The sequence below is a fragment of the Streptomyces sp. NPDC006174 genome (assembly GCF_040614075.1).
In the GTDB taxonomy this organism is placed as follows: Bacteria; Actinomycetota; Actinomycetes; order Streptomycetales; family Streptomycetaceae; genus Streptomyces.
The window spans coordinates 505683-521250 of record NZ_JBEXTJ010000005.1 but is presented as its reverse complement, the minus strand read 5'-3'; the positions used below and the strand labels follow the sequence as shown (position 1 = coordinate 521250).

The 15568-nt window shown below is 69.4% G+C and carries 20 protein-coding genes and 1 pseudogene; 18 read left to right on the top strand and 3 right to left on the bottom strand.

Annotated elements, in window-relative coordinates; genetic code table 11:
• Window positions 1–400 precede the first annotated feature (400 nt).
• Together ABZ267_RS14650 and ABZ267_RS14645 are read right to left on the bottom strand one after the other, a co-directional pair.
• Window positions 401–1066 (bottom strand): YdcF family protein, encoded by a 666-nt coding sequence (locus tag ABZ267_RS14650; protein ID WP_356755191.1) that lies wholly within the window; start codon window positions 1064–1066, stop codon window positions 401–403.
• Window positions 1063–1857 (bottom strand): GntR family transcriptional regulator, encoded by a 795-nt coding sequence (locus tag ABZ267_RS14645; RefSeq protein WP_356755189.1) that lies wholly within the window; start codon window positions 1855–1857, stop codon window positions 1063–1065. Before ABZ267_RS14645 ends, ABZ267_RS14650 begins: the two co-directional genes overlap by 4 nt.
• Window positions 1858–1999: 142 nt before the next feature.
• On the opposite strand from ABZ267_RS14645, the gene ABZ267_RS14640 reads away from it, so the two are divergent.
• From ABZ267_RS14640 to ABZ267_RS14585, 12 genes and pseudogenes are all read left to right on the top strand, one after another.
• Complete coding sequence (locus ABZ267_RS14640) at window positions 2000–2329, top strand: hypothetical protein (protein ID WP_356755187.1); 330 nt, start codon at window positions 2000–2002, stop codon at window positions 2327–2329.
• A gap of 252 nt (window positions 2330–2581) precedes the next feature.
• A complete protein-coding gene (locus tag ABZ267_RS14635; RefSeq protein ID WP_356755185.1) occupies window positions 2582–2779 on the top strand; it encodes a hypothetical protein in 198 nt (65 codons plus the stop codon).
• Window positions 2780–2811: 32 nt separating this feature from the next.
• The gene (locus ABZ267_RS14630) at window positions 2812–3501 is read left to right on the top strand and encodes a DUF2637 domain-containing protein (protein WP_356755183.1); all 690 of its coding nucleotides are present in this window, start codon (window positions 2812–2814) and stop codon (window positions 3499–3501) included.
• 12 nt (window positions 3502–3513) lie between these two features.
• Window positions 3514–3699: a hypothetical protein gene (locus ABZ267_RS14625; protein ID WP_356755182.1), complete on the top strand. Its 186-nt coding sequence runs from the start codon at window positions 3514–3516 to the stop codon at window positions 3697–3699.
• Between the two features lies 1 nt (window position 3700).
• Window positions 3701–3889, top strand: a complete 189-nt coding sequence (locus ABZ267_RS14620) for a mobile element transfer protein (RefSeq protein WP_356755180.1) — start codon at window positions 3701–3703, stop codon at window positions 3887–3889.
• A gap of 14 nt (window positions 3890–3903) precedes the next feature.
• A complete protein-coding gene (locus ABZ267_RS14615) occupies window positions 3904–4245 on the top strand; it encodes a SpdD protein (protein WP_356755178.1) in 342 nt (113 codons plus the stop codon).
• Window position 4246: 1 nt separating this feature from the next.
• Window positions 4247–4483: a hypothetical protein gene (locus ABZ267_RS14610; protein WP_356755176.1), complete on the top strand. Its 237-nt coding sequence runs from the start codon at window positions 4247–4249 to the stop codon at window positions 4481–4483.
• A gap of 93 nt (window positions 4484–4576) precedes the next feature.
• On the top strand, window positions 4577–4762 hold the full coding sequence (locus ABZ267_RS14605; RefSeq protein ID WP_356755174.1) for a hypothetical protein: 186 nt from the start codon (window positions 4577–4579) through the stop codon (window positions 4760–4762).
• Between the two features lie 5 nt (window positions 4763–4767).
• Window positions 4768–4962, top strand: a complete 195-nt coding sequence (locus ABZ267_RS14600) for a hypothetical protein (RefSeq protein ID WP_356363774.1) — start codon at window positions 4768–4770, stop codon at window positions 4960–4962.
• Between the two features lie 2 nt (window positions 4963–4964).
• A complete protein-coding gene (gene repSA / locus ABZ267_RS14595; RefSeq protein WP_356755172.1) occupies window positions 4965–6374 on the top strand; it encodes a replication initiator protein RepSA in 1410 nt (469 codons plus the stop codon).
• Window positions 6371–6565 carry a helix-turn-helix domain-containing protein gene (locus ABZ267_RS14590; RefSeq protein ID WP_356755170.1) on the top strand — a complete coding sequence of 65 codons (195 nt, stop codon included), beginning with the start codon at window positions 6371–6373 and terminating at the stop codon, window positions 6563–6565. The genes repSA and ABZ267_RS14590 overlap by 4 nt, the downstream gene beginning before the upstream one ends.
• Window positions 6565–7816 (top strand): annotated as a pseudogene (locus tag ABZ267_RS14585) (site-specific integrase). Before ABZ267_RS14590 ends, ABZ267_RS14585 begins: the two are co-directional and overlap by 1 nt.
• A gap of 92 nt (window positions 7817–7908) precedes the next feature.
• Here the strand turns inward: ABZ267_RS14585 and glnA are convergent.
• Entirely contained in the window at window positions 7909–9270 is a 1362-nt protein-coding gene (glnA, locus tag ABZ267_RS14580) for a type I glutamate--ammonia ligase (protein WP_003969536.1), read from the bottom strand.
• 242 nt (window positions 9271–9512) lie between these two features.
• Between glnA and ABZ267_RS14575 the strand changes: the two genes are divergently transcribed.
• From ABZ267_RS14575 to ABZ267_RS14550, 6 genes are all read left to right on the top strand, one after another.
• Entirely contained in the window at window positions 9513–10217 is a 705-nt protein-coding gene (locus ABZ267_RS14575) for a DUF3105 domain-containing protein (protein ID WP_356755168.1), read from the top strand.
• Entirely contained in the window at window positions 10214–10903 is a 690-nt protein-coding gene (locus ABZ267_RS14570) for a DUF305 domain-containing protein (RefSeq protein ID WP_356363623.1), read from the top strand. Before ABZ267_RS14575 ends, ABZ267_RS14570 begins: the two co-directional genes overlap by 4 nt.
• A gap of 151 nt (window positions 10904–11054) precedes the next feature.
• Complete coding sequence (locus ABZ267_RS14565; protein ID WP_018511825.1) at window positions 11055–11480, top strand: CBS domain-containing protein; 426 nt, start codon at window positions 11055–11057, stop codon at window positions 11478–11480.
• A gap of 89 nt (window positions 11481–11569) precedes the next feature.
• Window positions 11570–11989: a hypothetical protein gene (locus ABZ267_RS14560; protein WP_356755165.1), complete on the top strand. Its 420-nt coding sequence runs from the start codon at window positions 11570–11572 to the stop codon at window positions 11987–11989.
• 61 nt (window positions 11990–12050) lie between these two features.
• On the top strand, window positions 12051–13646 hold the full coding sequence (locus ABZ267_RS14555) for a multicopper oxidase family protein (protein WP_356755163.1): 1596 nt from the start codon (window positions 12051–12053) through the stop codon (window positions 13644–13646).
• Window positions 13647–13726: 80 nt separating this feature from the next.
• Complete coding sequence (locus ABZ267_RS14550; protein WP_356755161.1) at window positions 13727–15481, top strand: NAD+ synthase; 1755 nt, start codon at window positions 13727–13729, stop codon at window positions 15479–15481.
• Window positions 15482–15568 lie beyond the last annotated feature (87 nt).

Sequence of the window (15568 nt, the reverse complement as noted above, 5' to 3'; positions counted from 1 at the left end):
CTCCACCTTGACGCCCTGAACCGCGACCGCTCCACGGTGTGTGGGTCGAAGGCGTCAAGGTGGAGCGCGCCACTGTACGAACGACCTTGACGCCCTGAACCGCGACCGCTCGGCTCTGCCTAGGTCGAAGGTGGTCGGGATGGGAGCCCCTACGACGCTCACCCCGCTCCGGCCGGCACTCGCGAACGGCGCCCCGTCCCATCCCGGAGTCTGAGCGCCCCCGCCGGAGGCATCCTCTTGAAGCCGCGGGCTTGGTTCTCGACTCATGCCCCCACGGGCCTACACAGCGGGCGCGCGTCGGCGGCGGCAGCGCCGAGCGGGCCGAAGGCAGGAGCGCGGGCGCAGCCAGAGCCGGGTGCCTTGATGAGGTAGAGAAACCTGTAACAGCTCTCGGCATCGGTCAAGCGGAGGGCGAATCGGTGGCCCGGAGTCGGCTGGTGAAACCGGCTTGGCGGAGGCGCTGGTACGCCTCGGATACGTCGGCAGGTACGGGCTGGCTAATCATGAATCCCTGATCCGGGTAGATCATCAGGCGCTGCAACGCACCCGTAAGCATGTCGATCACCAAACGTGCGTCGCCGATGGAGTCCACGTACTCGTCCAGGCTCATCGGCGTCGACGCGCTGACGATCTCCACCTCAGGCCACAGCTTGCGGGCAGTGGCGTACGCCCGGCGTTCCTCATACGGCTTGCTGATAAGGAGGACAGAGGTCACCTCCACGCCCTCCTCCTCCAGCACTTCCCGTGAGAAGCGGATGTTCTCACCCGTGTTGCGCGCTCTCGGCTCAACAAGGACAGCCGCACTAGGAACGCCCAATTCGAGTGCCCGCTCCCGGTAGTGGACAGCTTCGCCCCGCGGCATCCGCTTGCGAGTCGTGGGGCTCGTGGCCCCCGTGAAGAGCAGGAGCGGCACCATGCCGCGCTTGTAAAAATCTACCGACGTGTCGGCGACTCCAAGGTCATGACTGCCGAGCCCGATAGCAACGGAGCAGGGTTGAGGGGTGTGGCCCATCTGGTGGTAGCTCCAAATGCGCCGGGCGTCTTCCCAGTCCTGTGTGGAGATCACTGCGGGTCTTCCTTGTCCGTCGCCGAGTCAGGTACCTGGAACTCGTATTCCCAGGCGAAGCGCGATGCCGCGTGCACCCCGATGGCGACCTCCACAACGGTGCCGTCGGCCGTGTACGTCGTCCGGTGCAGTTCGACCACTGGCTCACCCGGCGGCAGTTGGAGAAGCTTTGACTCGTCCGCTGTGGCTGCCCGAGCGAAGATCCGTTCCTTCATGTGGTCGATCTCGTAACCGGCGTCGTAGAGCACCCGGAACCCTCCACCCCGGCCGGCGGGTCCGGGAGTTGGGTCAACGATGCCGGTTCCCTCAACATGTTCAGGCCGGTAGTAGCTCGTCAACGTGTGGGTGGGCTGCTCGCCTTCCTTCACAAGACGCGCCCGCGCATACACCTGAGCTCCTGCGGACAGCCCGTACGCTTCCGATACGGCGGGCGGAGCCTCTACGAGACTGACGGTCTGCGTCTGCTCATTGCGGCGATAGGCACGTCCACTCGCAACACGGTCCGCGATGAACGCCACTTCGTCGCCGTCCCGCCACTTGGCCTTGTCATACCGGGAGATGCCGAGACGCTTAAGCGGCACCTGCTGGCGCACGACCGTGCCATGCCCTCGGGATGAAGTGACCAGACCTTCGGCTTCGAGAGCCTTGTAGGCGGCGTGCACGGTGGACTTGGAACCCTCGCCCGCCTCCACAAGCACCCGGATGTGCGGAAGCTGCTTACCGGGAGCGTAGTCACCACGCCTGATCTGTTCTGCCAGCTTGTCCGCTAGCTCTCGCCACTTGGGCGCCATCCCGAACCCCTCTCGTCAGAACTTAGTCAAACACAGTCCCAGGACTACGGGTCATCATCTTGCTTAGCGCCTCGCAGTCCTAGGACAGCGAGGCTTTGGGGGCCCACTTTGGGCTGCTCCACGTCAATCCAGGGAGTATCAGATGCCGTCCTTCAAGATCGACACTTCGTCCGCTGTCGTGTTCGTGGCGACGCCTCCGACGCCGAAGCTCGTGAGCAAGCAGACCGGCGAGATCGCCATCGACCGGGAGACCGGTGCCCCGCTCGCGACGGTGGGTCTGCTGGTCGCGGACGAAGGGGAGGGGAACCTATACCAGGTGACCGTGCCGAGCACGGGTGTCCCGGAGGGTCTGGCCCCGGGGACGATGGTGCACGTGGTGGGTCTCAAGGCCCGGGACTGGGAGAACACGTTCAACGGCCAGACCCGGCACGGGATCAGCTTCCGTGCGCTGGCCATCACGGTGGGTGCCTGATCATACCGGCAGCCGATAAGGCCCCCGCCACCTCGATCACCGTGGACAGGTCCGACAACCGTCAGCCCGCACACATCCATCGTCGCCCGGTACGTGAGCGTGGCCGTTTCCGCCGCCCCGGCCCCGGGCTCACCTTTCCTCAAGCCGCGCCCGGCAACCAGTTAACTCCCAACTCTGCAAGACCAGTTGGCGTGACTGTCTCGCGCCGGGTCCCTACCCCGCCCATGCCCGGAACCGGAAGGAACCCCCGCCATGGCCACCAAACGGACCATCACCAAGACCCCGAAGAATCCCACCCCCGTCCCGGTCGAACCGGCGCCGTGCCAGCCGTGCGGTGGAACCGGGAACGTCGCGATCACGGTGCGGGTCGGTCGCAAACGCCGCCCGGTCGGACAGCAGGACGGCCTCTGCCTCAACTGCCTCGGCTCCGGCACCGACTCCGACGCCTGACCCTCACGCCCCGGTGCCGGGCGGTGAACCCCGTGTCCCGCATCCGAATCGACGCCGTACTCATCCAGGCCGTCATTGCCGGTGCCCTGTCCTTCGCCCACCTGCACGACCTGGCCGCAGCCGCCGGACAAGACGGCTGGAAGGCCTGGGCCTACCCCGTCAGCGTCGATCTGCTCCTCGTCGCCGCCTGGCGTCGCATGCGCACCACCGCAGACAACCGCGCCGCCTGGGCCTGGTTCATCATCGCCCTCACCGCCTCGCTCGGTGCGAACGTCGCCACCGCCGGACTCCTCGACCTCGGCGACGTCCCGGCCTGGCTGCGCATCCTCGTCGCCGGATGGCCCGCCCTCGCCTTCCTCGGCGGAACCCTCCTCGTCCACAGCCCCCAGGCTGCGCCGACCGAGACCGCACCCGTCCCCGCGGCAACACCGCCCGCCCCTTCCGAGCCCGAACCGGTCCCGAACGTGACCGTGGAACGGGCGCCCGAACCGGCGGCTCCCGAACTGCCGCCCGCTCCCGCTCCTGAGGAAGCCGCGGCACCTGCTCCGGCTCCGGTGTCCGCTCCGGCCGCGGCCGTTCCTCCGGCCCTTCTGGACCACGCCCGGAAGCTCGCCGACACCCACCAGGCCACCACCGGAAGCCGGATCGACTCCGCCACCCTGCGCGCCCGCCTCGGCGTCCCCGCACCCCTCGCAGACGCCATCACCGCCCAACTCGCCTGAAGGGAAACCGACATGGCCATGCACCGATTTACCCACGTCTCTGAGTTCCTCAGCGCTGCACGCGAGATTGCCGAGAGTGGCCGCCCGACTCTGGCCCGGCTCCTCGTGGAAGAGGCCGCCAACCGCACCACCGACCCCGCCGAAGCCAACCGCATCCGTGCCGAATGGCTCGGCCCCAACCACAGGAAGCAGAACTGACATGCCGCGCCCGAATCGCTTCACGAACGTGCTCCGCGTCAGACCCGTTCAGGTCGGCACCCACTACGACGGCCGGGGACGCACCAAGCACGTCGCCGCCTGCACCGCCCCCGGCTGCGACTTCTCCGCCGACTACCTCAACCGCTCCGCCGCCGAACTCGCCGCCCGCACCCACCGCTGCAACCCCTGACAGGAGGCCCGCCCGTGTTCACCCCGAAAATCCCGCCCCCGGACACCGCCCCCACCCCGGCAACGTCCCTGGTCCAGCCGCTGACCGGCATCACCCACGCCCCGGCCTGTACCTGCCACCACAGCCCCAGCGTCGCCCCGGCTCCGGCGCCCGCCCCGGCTGCTCCGGTCTCCCCGCCGGCCGTTCAGCTCACCCCGGGCTCGCTCCTCGTCGCCGCCGCGGGCGGGACCGCCATGGTCCTGATCATCGGCACGGTCCTGGTCTCCATGCTCCTGGCCACCGCGATCACCGCCGCCTCGGTCGCCCTGTGCGCCGTGGTCCTGCGCTCGCTCCTCAACAACCAGAAAGGCAACTGACATGGGCTTCTTCAGCCGCAAGAGCAACGACACCCCGACCAACCCCGCCATGACCGAGCTGGGCCGGGAGTTCGCCATCGCCCGCCGACACCGTGACCGCAAGACCATGCGCCGCATCGGCCGCGAGTACGACGCCAACGCCACCGGCGAGAAGGACGCCGCCTCGTTCCAGGCCGGTCAGGAGTCCTACGACGCCCTGCCCCCGATCAAGGCCCCGCGCCGCAACCGCCGACGCTAACCGGCCCCCGGGGCGGCCTCGGTCGCCAAACTTCCGCCGCCCCGGGCGCCCAACCCATCCCAGATCCAACGGACCCGAAAGGGAGATCCCATCATGCCCCAGCACACCCTGCCCCGGCCGATCTGCGCCCACTGCGACGGCTTCCCCACTGTCACCATCACCACCGGCCAGACCACCCTTGACGGGCAGCGCCAGACCATCACCGCGAACTGCCCCGCCTGCCGCGGCACCGGCCACACCACCTCCTCCGCCCGCGCCCACACCCGGATCGGGGCGTGAGGGGCATGGCCGACCTGACCCCGACCCCGGACCGCCCGGGTCTCCACGTCAGCAAGCCCTCCCCGAACGCCCCGGCCACCGGCTCGGCTGTCTGCCACTGCGGAGCCTCCGCGACCGCGACCGGTGACAGCCAGGTCAAGGCCCTGGTTGAGGGCTATACCGCGAACCACGGTGCCGCGCACGGCCGGGCGGGGCGCTGACCATGACCACCGCTGCCATTGCGGCGGGCCTGGACCCGGCCACCTTGGGCGATCTGCTCCGGGTGGTCGGGTCTCCCGGCTTCGACCGCCTCACCGAACAACTCCGCCGCACCGGAGGCTGCTCCCAGCCCATCCACCTCACCGGCGCCACCAAAACCATCGACCGCACCACCGGCACCCTGCTCCACCACTACTCCACGGACACCGAGCCAGGTGGCCGGTTACGGATCGCCTGCGGCAACCGCCGCGCCTCCCGCTGCCCCGCCTGCGCCTGGACCTACGCAGGCGACACCTACCACCTCATCCGCGCCGGACTCACCGGTGATCCGGATAAGGGCACCCCGACGACGATCCGGGATCATCCGCGGGTCTTCGCGACCTTGACGGCCCCGTCGTTCGGTCCGGTCCATAACCGGCCCGGCAACCGGCCCTGCCGCTGCGGTGTCCGGCACCCGGAGGACGCCCCGGAGCTGGGCACGCCGCTGGACCCGGACACGTACGACTATGCGGGGGCGGTGCTGTGGAACAACCACTCCTCCGACCTCTGGCGCTACTTCACGATCTACCTCCGCCGCGAAATCGCCAAGCGAGCCGGACTCACCCAGAAAGCCGCCCGCGAACAGTCCAAAGTCTCCTTCGGCAAGGTCGCCGAGTACCAGAAGCGCGGTGCCGTGCACTTCCACGCGGTCATCCGCTTCGACGGACCCGAAGGCCCCGACACCCCGCCCCCGGCCTGGGCCACCCTCGATCTGTTGGACGACGCGATCCGCGCCGCTGCCGCCCGGGTCGAAGTAGTCGTGCCGGCCGTTCCGGAAGCCGGGATCAACGACGGTTGGACGCTGCGGTGGGGCACGCAGCTCGACGTGCAACCCATCGGCGCGTTCGGCAACGGCGAAGACCTCACCGAACACGCCGTCGCCTCCTACGTCGCCAAATACGCCACCAAAGCCGCCGAGACCACCGGCACCGTCGACCACCGGATCGGGAACAAGGAAGCCCTGGTCCTCCTCGACGTGCCCGAGCACCCTCGGCGGCTGATCGAGGCGTGCCTGGACCTGCACCACGCCTACCCGGAACGCAAGCTCCGCGACTGGGCCCACATGCTCGGCTTCCGCGGCCACTTCTCCACCAAATCCCGCGCCTACTCCACCACCCTCGGCGCCCTCCGCCAGGTCCGCGCCGACTACCGCGCCGCCGAACAACGCGCCGCCCTCGGACTCCCCGACCCCGACGACCACCCCGAAGCCTCCACGCTCACGCTCGCGCACTGGGCCTACGCCGGAAACGGCCACACCCCCGGCGAATCCTGGCTCGCCGCCAACATCCACCGCGACATCCAACACAACCGCGACCACTCCCGCGAACACCGCGCCGAACTCGAAGCCCTCGACGGACCGGAGGTGTGGGCATGAAGCTGCCTCTCCCCGACCGCTACCTGACCCCGGTCGATCTGGCCGACCTCCTCGGCGTCCCGGTCGAAACGGTCTACCAGTGGCGCCGCAAGGACACCGGCCCCCGCGGCTTCCGCGTCGGCCGACACCTCCGCTACGACCCCGAAGACGTACGCGCCTGGGTCGCCTCCCTGATGGAAGGGGCCGCCTGATGGCCGAACACATCCAAGACCGCTGGTACAAGACCGAACCCGGACCCACCGGCAAGCCCATACGCGTCAAGACCGACCGCTACGGAATTCGGCCTGCGCTACCGCGCCCGCTACATCGGCCCGGACGGCACGGAGAAGTCCAAGAGCTTCCCCGACAAGCAGAAGCGCAAGGCCGAAGCCTGGCTGATCAAGACCGCCGCGGACATGGACAGCGGGCAGTACGTTGACCCGACGTTGGCGCAGACCACCTTCCGGGAGTACGCCGAGCGCTGGCTCAAGGCGCAGACCTCGGACCCGGCATCTCGGGAGTCGGTGAACTCGCAGATCCGATTGCACGCACTTCCCTACCTCGGGTCACGACCTCTCGGCTCCTTCAAGCCCGAGCACATCCGCGATTGGCTGGCCGAGCTGGAGCGGGCTATCCCGGCAACCTCGTATCGGCGCGTCATCTTTTCCAGCGTCTCAGCGATCCTCAACGCTGCCGTGGACGACGAGTACATGCGCAAGAACCCTTGCAGCGCCAGCACCGTGCGAGCCCCGGCACGGAACCCCCACCAGGTCGTGCCGTGGGCTGCGGACCGGGTCTTTGCGGTACAGGCCGCGCTGCCTGAGCAGTACCGCGCCATGGTCGATCTCGGTGCGGGTTGCGGCCTTCGTCAAGGTGAGATTTTCGGCCTGGCGGAGGAGGAGGTCCGATTCGGTGCAGGCTGGGTGCACGTCAGATGCCAAGTCAAGCTTGTGCAGGGCGAGTTGATGTTCGCCCTCCCCAAGCGTCAGAAGGTGCGGGACGTTCCTCTGTCGCCTCATGTGGCCGACGCTTTGAAGAAGCATCTGGCCGACTTCTCTCCCGTGGCCGTGACTCTGCCGTGGGCACGCCCGGACGGGAAGCCGGTCACGAAGCGCCTTCTCTTCATCCGGCCGGACGGGAAGGGCGCGGTACGGCGTACCGACTTCAACACTCGGCTGTGGAAGTCCGCTCTCGTCGCGGCCGACGTCATCCCGCCGGCCGAACCGGGCAAGCGCCATACGGCCGCGAGAGAGCACGGGATGCACGCACTGCGGCACTTCTACGCCTCCGTGCTCCTGGACGCCGGAGAGAACATCAAGGCGCTCAGTACGTACCTCGGGCACACCGATCCCGGGTTCACCCTGCGGACCTACACCCACCTGCTTCCGAGCAGCGAGGGACGGGCCCGCATCGCCATGGACAAGGTGTACTTGAACCGCTCGTCCGGGCCTCACGGCCCCTAGACGGCCCAGAGCTGATCATGACTGCGGGCGGGTCGCTTCGGTTGAACCGGGCGACCCGCCCGCTTTATGCTCTGCGGGCTGCTGACCTGCGACTACAGCACCGGCAGCAGGTTCTTCAGCTCAAAAGCCGTCACCTCGCTGCGGTACTCCTCCCACTCCTGCTTCTTGTTGCGCAGGAAGAAGTCGAAGACGTGCTCGCCCAGGGTTTCGGCGACCAACTCGCTCTTCTCCATCAAAGAGATCGCCTCGCCCAGGTTCTGCGGGAGCGGTTCGATGCCCATCGCTCGGCGTTCCGCGTCGGAGAGGGCCCAGACGTCGTCGTCGGCGCCGGCCGGGAGTTCGTAGCCCTCCTCGATGCCCTTGAGGCCGGCGGCGAGGAGGACCGCGTACGTCAGGTACGGGTTGGCCCCGGAGTCGATGGAACGGACCTCCACGCGGGCCGAGCCGGTCTTGCCGGGCTTGTACATCGGGACGCGGATCAGCGCGGAGCGGTTGTTGTGGCCCCAGCAGATGTACGAGGGGGCCTCGCCGCCCGCGCCCGCCGCGCGGGACGAGCCGCCCCAGATGCGCTTGTAGGAGTTGACCCACTGGTTGGTGACGGCCGAGATCTCCGCCGCGTGCGTCAGCAGGCCCGCGATGAAGGAGCGGCCCACCTTGGAGAGCTGGTACTCCGCGCCCGACTCGTAGAACGCGTTGCGGTCGCCCTCGAAGAGCGAGAGGTGGGTGTGCATGCCCGAACCCGGGTACTCCGAGAAGGGCTTCGGCATGAACGTCGCCTGCACGCCCTGCTCCAGCGCCACCTGCTTCATCACCAGACGGAACGTCATGATGTTGTCCGCCGTGGACAGCGCGTCCGCGTACCGCAGGTCGATCTCCTGCTGGCCCGGCGCACCCTCGTGGTGGCTGAACTCCACCGAGATGCCCATCGATTCCAGCATCGTGATCGCCTGGCGGCGGAAGTCCATGCCGACGTTCTGCGGCGTGTGGTCGAAGTAGCCCGAGCTGTCCGCCGGCGTCGGGCGCGTGCCGTCGACCGGCTTGTTCTTCAGGAGGAAGAACTCGATCTCCGGGTGTGTGTAGAAGGTGAAGCCGAGGTCGGACGTCTTGGCGAGGATGCGCTTGAGGACATAGCGCGGGTCCGCGAAGGACGGTGAGCCGTCCGGCATCAGGATGTCGCAGAACATCCGCGCGGTGCCGGGAGCCTCCGCGCGCCACGGCAGGATCTGGAAGGTGCCCGGGTCCGGCTTGGCGATCATGTCCGATTCGTACACCCGGGCGAAGCCCTCGATCGCCGAGCCGTCGAACCCGATGCCCTCGTCGAAGGCCTGCTCCAGCTCGGCCGGGGCCACGGCGACGGACTTGAGGAACCCGAGGACGTCGGTGAACCACAGCCGCACGAAGCGGATGTCGCGCTCCTCAAGGGTCCTGAGGACGAATTCCTGCTGCTTGTCCATTGCCACATCCTTGCAGTTCAGACGGTCCGTGCACCACCGCCCGGGGTAGGGGGACACTTCAGTATCGCGACCCGGGATTTCCCCCAGATTACGCACACGGTGTGAGAGAGAGCACTCGGCCACCCACTACGATCGGCGACCGTGGCGCGCAAGGGCCGCGACGGCTTGCCCGCCCGCCCGCGCCCATCGCTCGTCGGACCGGCCACCGCCCCTCCCGCCCCTCCGCAGAAGGACTCGTCGCCATGAGTTTCGGCCCCAACGATCCCCGGTACGCCACCCTGCCCCCGCAGCCCTCGGGCGGTGCCCGCTCCACCCGTAACCGGGCCATCGCCATAGGGCTGAGCGCCGCCGTCGTGGCAGGTCTGACCGTCTTCGGTACGTACATGGTGCTGGAGACGTCCGGGGCCACGGAGAACCGGGCCGATCGCTCCTCCGGCCAGGACGACAAGCCGTCCGGCGGAGACAGCGGCGATACCGGTGGAGCCATCGCGGGGCTCAAGTCCTGGGACTCCGCCGCGCTCGGACGCAGCCATGCGCCTGGGGACGTGGACTATCCGATGACGCCTCCCGTCGGCGGCGACCACAACGCGTCCTGGCTCAACTGCGACGGCGACGTATACGAAAAGGCCGTCCCGGACGTCAACGCGGTGCACTCCCTGGAGCACGGCGCGGTCTGGGTCACCCACAACGCCCAGGCCTCCGACGCCGACGTCACCAAGCTGGCCGAGCGCGTCCGGAGCACCCCGTTCACCCTCATGAGCCCGTACGCCGGCCAGGAAGGCGCCATCACGCTCACCGCCTGGGGCAAGCAGGTCACGGTCGACAGCGCCGACGACCGGCGCGTGGACCAGTTCCTCGCGCAGTACGTCCAGGGGCCGCAGACCCCCGAGCCCGGCGCCCCCTGCACCGGCGGGCTGGCCAAGGGGCCGGCCGCGGGGCAGTCGTGACGCCCGTAGCTGTACGGAAGGCCGGGAGCGAGGAGCGGGGCCGGACGCTTCCTGTGCGGTGGGTGGTGGCCGGTGGGGTTGTCGTCCTTGCGCTGCTTCTCGCCGGGGTCGTCGCCGTCGCCTCCGCGCGTGGGGAGGAGGAGCCGCGTGTGCCCGGCGTCGATTCCGCCGATGCCGGGTTCGCCCGGGACATGGCCGTCCACCACCAGCAGGCCGTGGAGATGTCCTTCATCGTCCGCGACCGTACGGACGACAAGGACGTACGCCGGCTCGCGTACGACATCGCCAACACCCAGGCCAACCAGCGCGGCATGCTCCTGGGCTGGCTCGATCTGTGGCAGCTGCCCAAGGTCGCCCCGGACGGGGCCGGGCCCATGGCGTGGATGGAGAACGAGGGAGGCCATGGTGATCATGAGGCAGGAAGTGCGGCGGCCATGCCCGGGATGGCGTCCGAGGAGGAGCTCGTACGGCTCGGGAGTCTGCGTGGTGAGGAGGCCGAGGTCTTCTACCTCCAGTTGATGACCGACCACCACCAGGGCGGCGTGCCCATGGCCGAAGCGTGCGCGTCCCTGTGTGCCGTTCCGGCGGAGAAGCGGCTCGCCGCCGGCATGGTGGAGGGCCAGCAGTCCGAACTGCGGCTCATGCGCGACATGCTCGCCGACCGTGGAGCGAAGCCCCGGACGTGACGCGGAACCGCTGCGCCCCGCGCGTAAAGCGGAGTCCGTACCGGCGCACCCGAACGGGTGGTTGCGGTCGCGCCCGCCGGGCGGGCCGATGACGATGGGTTGCGCTCGGGGCCGTACGGCAGTGCCATCGGCACGCAGGAGGAAATCCCCCATGACGACCGCCAAAGACATCATGCACAGCGGGGCCCGCTGGATCCCCGCGCACGAGACGCTCGACCGTGCCGCGCAGCTGATGCGGGAGCACAACGTGGGCGCGCTGCCCGTCTCCGCCAACGGTGACTCGGACCGGATGGTCGGCATCATCACCGACCGCGACATCGTCGTCGGCTGTGTGGCCAAGGGCCACGACCCGTCGAAGGTGACCGCCGGCGACCTGGCCCAGGGCACGCCGCGCTGGATCGACGCGGAGGCGGACGTGAACGCGGTCCTGGAGGAGATGCAGAACCACCGCATCCGCCGGCTCCCCGTCGTCGAGAACAAGAAGCTCGTCGGCATGATCAGTGAGGCCGACCTCGCCCAGCACCTCACCGAGGAGCAGATCGCGGCCTGGGCCGAGAAGGTGTACTCGCGCAGCTGAGCGCTCTCGTCCCTCCGGCAGCGGCCCGGCACCCGTGGAGGTGCCGGGCCGCTGTCCGTCCGTATACCCACCGGGGGTAAGGTGGCGCCATGGCGAGCATGGTCGGCGGGGCCCGGAGCGGGAGCGCGGTGTACGGGCAGCTCCTGCTGCTCGCCGCTCTGCTCTTCGGCATCGTCACCATGCACACGGTCGGACATCCCGCCGAGCATGCCTCCTCGCCTTCGGCACCCACGGCTCCCGTGGCCGTGACCGATCCCGCCTACGACGCCGTGAATCCCTCGCACCACTCCCCCGACCACACCCCCGTGAGCGGCATGGACCCGCTCTCCGTCTGCCTCGCCGTCCTCGGTGTCTGGGGCCTGGCCCTCGTCGGTGCCCGGCTGCTCGGGCCGCGCGTGGACGGACGGAGTCTCGGTACGCCGGTGGGTGCGGGGCTCCTGCGGGTGCTGCGGGCGAATCCGCCTCCTCGGATATCGGTGCTCGCCAGTGTTTCGGTGCTGCGTATTTAGGAGTGGGCGTCTCACCTCCGCCCCTTCACCCGAACCACAGCACTCCAGAGGTGTCTTCAGCATGCCCATGCACCGACCCACCCGACGCGCCGTGCTCGGCGCCGCTCTCGCCGTCGCCGGTACGGGAGCCCTCGCCGCCTGCTCCGACGGCGGCGGCGACCACGGCGGCGCCCACGCTCCCGGCGGTGTCCAGGACTCCGGTACGTACGTCTACCCCGGCGGCAAGGAGGTCGCGGCGGCCGAGGCGGCGCGCGGCTCCGGTCCCGTACGCAAGGTCTCCCTCACCGCCACCCGGACCCGGCTCGATCTCGGCGGCGGCACCACCGTCGCCTCCTGGGCGTACGGGGACCGGCTGCCCGGCCGTGAGGTGCGGTTGACCGCCGGTGACACGCTCGACCTCACCCTGGCCAACCACCTCCCGCAGCCCACCTCGATGCACTGGCACGGCCTCGCCCTGCGCAACGACATGGACGGCGTTCCGGGCCTCACTCAGCGGGAGATCGCGCCGGGCGCCGACTTCCGGTACCGGTTCGCGGTGCCGCATCCGGGCACGTACTGGTTCCACCCGCACTCCGGCGTCCAGCAGGACCGCGGGCTGTACGCGCCGCTCATCGTGGAGGACCCGAAGGAGCCGTTGGCGTACGACGAGGAGTGGGTCGTCGTCCTGGACGACTGGGTGGACGGGGTGGAGGGGTCGACGCCCGATGCCGTGCTCAAGGAGCTGTCCGGGGGCATGGGCGGGCACGGCGGGATGGATCATGGCGCGCACGCCATGTCCGGTTCCGGTTCCGGTGGCGACGATCCTGACGGCGGTGGGCCCTCGCGGATGATGATGGGCGCCCGGAGTGAGCTGCTCGGTGGCGATGCCGGTGATGTCGCCTATCCGTACCACCTCGTCAACGGGCGGGTCGCGGACGATCCGGAGACCTTCCGCGCGCGGCCCGGTGACCGGATCCGGCTGCGGATCATCAACGCCGGTGGCGACACCGCCTTCCGCGTCGCGCTCGGCGGGCACCGGCTGACCGTGACGCACACCGACGGCTTCCCGGTCCGGCACGTGGAAGCGGACGCGTTGCTGCTCGGGATGGGTGAGCGGTACGACGTGCTCGTCACCGCCGGGGACGGGGTCTTCCCGCTGGTCGCGGTAGCGGAAGGCAAGAAGGCGGCCGCGCTCGCCGTGCTGCGGACCGGGACCGGCGGCGGTGCGGCGCCCTCCGCCTCCGTACGGCCCAAGGAGCTGGACGGGAAGCTTGTGGAGGCGGGGCGGCTGGTGCCGGATCCGTCGGTGGCACTGGCCCGTCGTGCGCCGGACCGGACCATCCGGATGCGGCTCACCGGTGGGATGGCCGATTACGACTGGGCCTTCGACGGGCAGCCGTACAGCGCGAAACAACGGCGGCCGGTGGAGGCGGGCGAGCGGGTGCGGGTCGTCTTCGACAACGGGACCGCCATGTGGCATCCGCTGCATCTGCACGGGCACACGTTCGCGCTCGGCGGGAACGCCGCCGGAGCCCGTAAGGACACCGCCATCGTGCTGCCGCATCGGTCGCTGACGGTGGAGTTCGACGCCGACAACCCGGGGCTGTGGATGGTCCACTGCCACAATGTGTACCACGCGGAGGCCGGGATGATGACAGTCCTGGGCTACCGGGTCTGACCTGGTGTTCCGGTGGGCCGTGGCAGATTTTGCCCGGCTCACCGGGGCATCGCGTCAGAAAGACGATTACACTGGGCCGCGTGCCTCAACTACGCCTCGCACTGAATCAGATCGACTCGACCGTCGGCGACCTCGCCGGCAACTCCGAGGCGATCGTCCACTGGACCCGGCACGCCGCCGAGCAGGGCGCCCACCTGGTGGCGTTCCCCGAGATGGTGCTGACCGGATATCCCGTCGAGGACCTGGCCCTGCGGTCGTCCTTCGTCGAGGCCTCACGGCAGGCGCTGCGCGCGCTGGCCGTCCGGCTCGACGCGGAGGGCTTCGGCGAGCTGCCGGTCGTCGTCGGCTACCTGGACCGCTCCGAGCACGCCGCCGCGCGGTACGGGCAGCCCGCCGGGTCTCCGCGTAACGCGGCGGCCGTGCTCCACCGCGGCGGGATCGCGCTCAACTTCGCCAAGCACCACCTGCCGAACTACGGCGTCTTCGACGAGTTCCGGTACTTCGTGCCGGGCGACTCGATGCCCGTCGTACGGGTCCACGGCATCGACGTGGCCCTCGCCATCTGCGAGGACCTCTGGCAGGACGGTGGGCGCGTGCCGGCCGCCCGGTCCGCCGGTGCCGGGCTGCTGCTGTCGATCAACGCCTCGCCGTACGAGCGGGACAAGGACGACACGCGGCTCGACCTGGTCCGCAAGCGGGCCCAGGAGGCCGGCTGCACGACCGCCTATCTGGCGATGATCGGCGGGCAGGACGAGCTGGTCTTCGACGGTGACTCGATCGTCGTCGACAAGGAGGGCGAGGTCATCGCCCGTGCGCCGCAGTTCTCCGAAGGCAGCGTGATCCTGGATCTGGAGCTGCCGGCCGCCGAGGCCGTGGCGCCGTCCGGTGTCGTGGACGACGGGCTGCGGATCGACCATGTGGTGCTGTCGGACCGGCCTGTGGACGCGTACGAGCCGGAGCTGGCGGGCGGATACGCGGAGCGGCTGGACGACGACGAGGAGATGTACTCCGCGCTGGTCGTCGGGCTCCGCGCGTACGCCGCGAAGAACGGTTTCAGCAGTGTGCTGCTCGGGCTCTCCGGTGGCATCGACTCGGCGCTCTGCGCGGCCATCGCGTGCGATGCGCTCGGCGCGGAGAACGTGTACGGCGTGTCCATGCCGTCCAAGTACTCCTCGGACCACTCCAAGGGCGACGCGGCCGAGCTGGCGCGGCGGACCGGGCTCAACTTCCGTACGGTGTCGATCGCGCCGATGTTCGACGCGTACATGGAGTCGCTCGGGCTCACCGGGCTGGCGGAGGAGAACCTCCAGGCGCGGCTGCGCGGTACGACGCTGATGGGCATCTCCAACCAGGAGGGGCAGATCGTGCTGGCGCCCGGCAACAAGTCGGAGCTGGCGGTCGGTTACTCCACGCTGTACGGGGACGCGGTCGGCGCGTACGGGCCGATCAAGGACGTGTACAAGTCGGCGGTGTTCCGGCTGGCGAAGTGGCGGAACCGGGCCGCCGAGGAGCGCGGGCAGACGCCGCCGATTCCCGAGGCCTCGATCACCAAGCCGCCGAGCGCGGAGTTGCGGCCGGGGCAGGTGGACACGGACTCGCTGCCGGACTACGACGTGCTCGACGCGATCCTGGAGCTGTACGTGGACCGGGATCAGGGGCTCGATTCCATCGTGGCGGCCGGGTTCGATGCGGGGCTGGTGGCAAAGACGTTGCGGATGGTGGATACGGCGGAGTACAAGCGGCGGCAGTATCCGCCGGGGACGAAGATTTCGCCGAAGGGGTTCGGGAAGGATCGACGGTTGCCGATCACCAATCGGTGGCGCGAGTCGGCTTAGCGGGGATGGCGGTCACCGGGGGCGTCCGGTGGCCGCCTCTGTCCTCGAGCGCCGGACGGGCTGGAGAGGGCAGACCGGTCTCGGGCC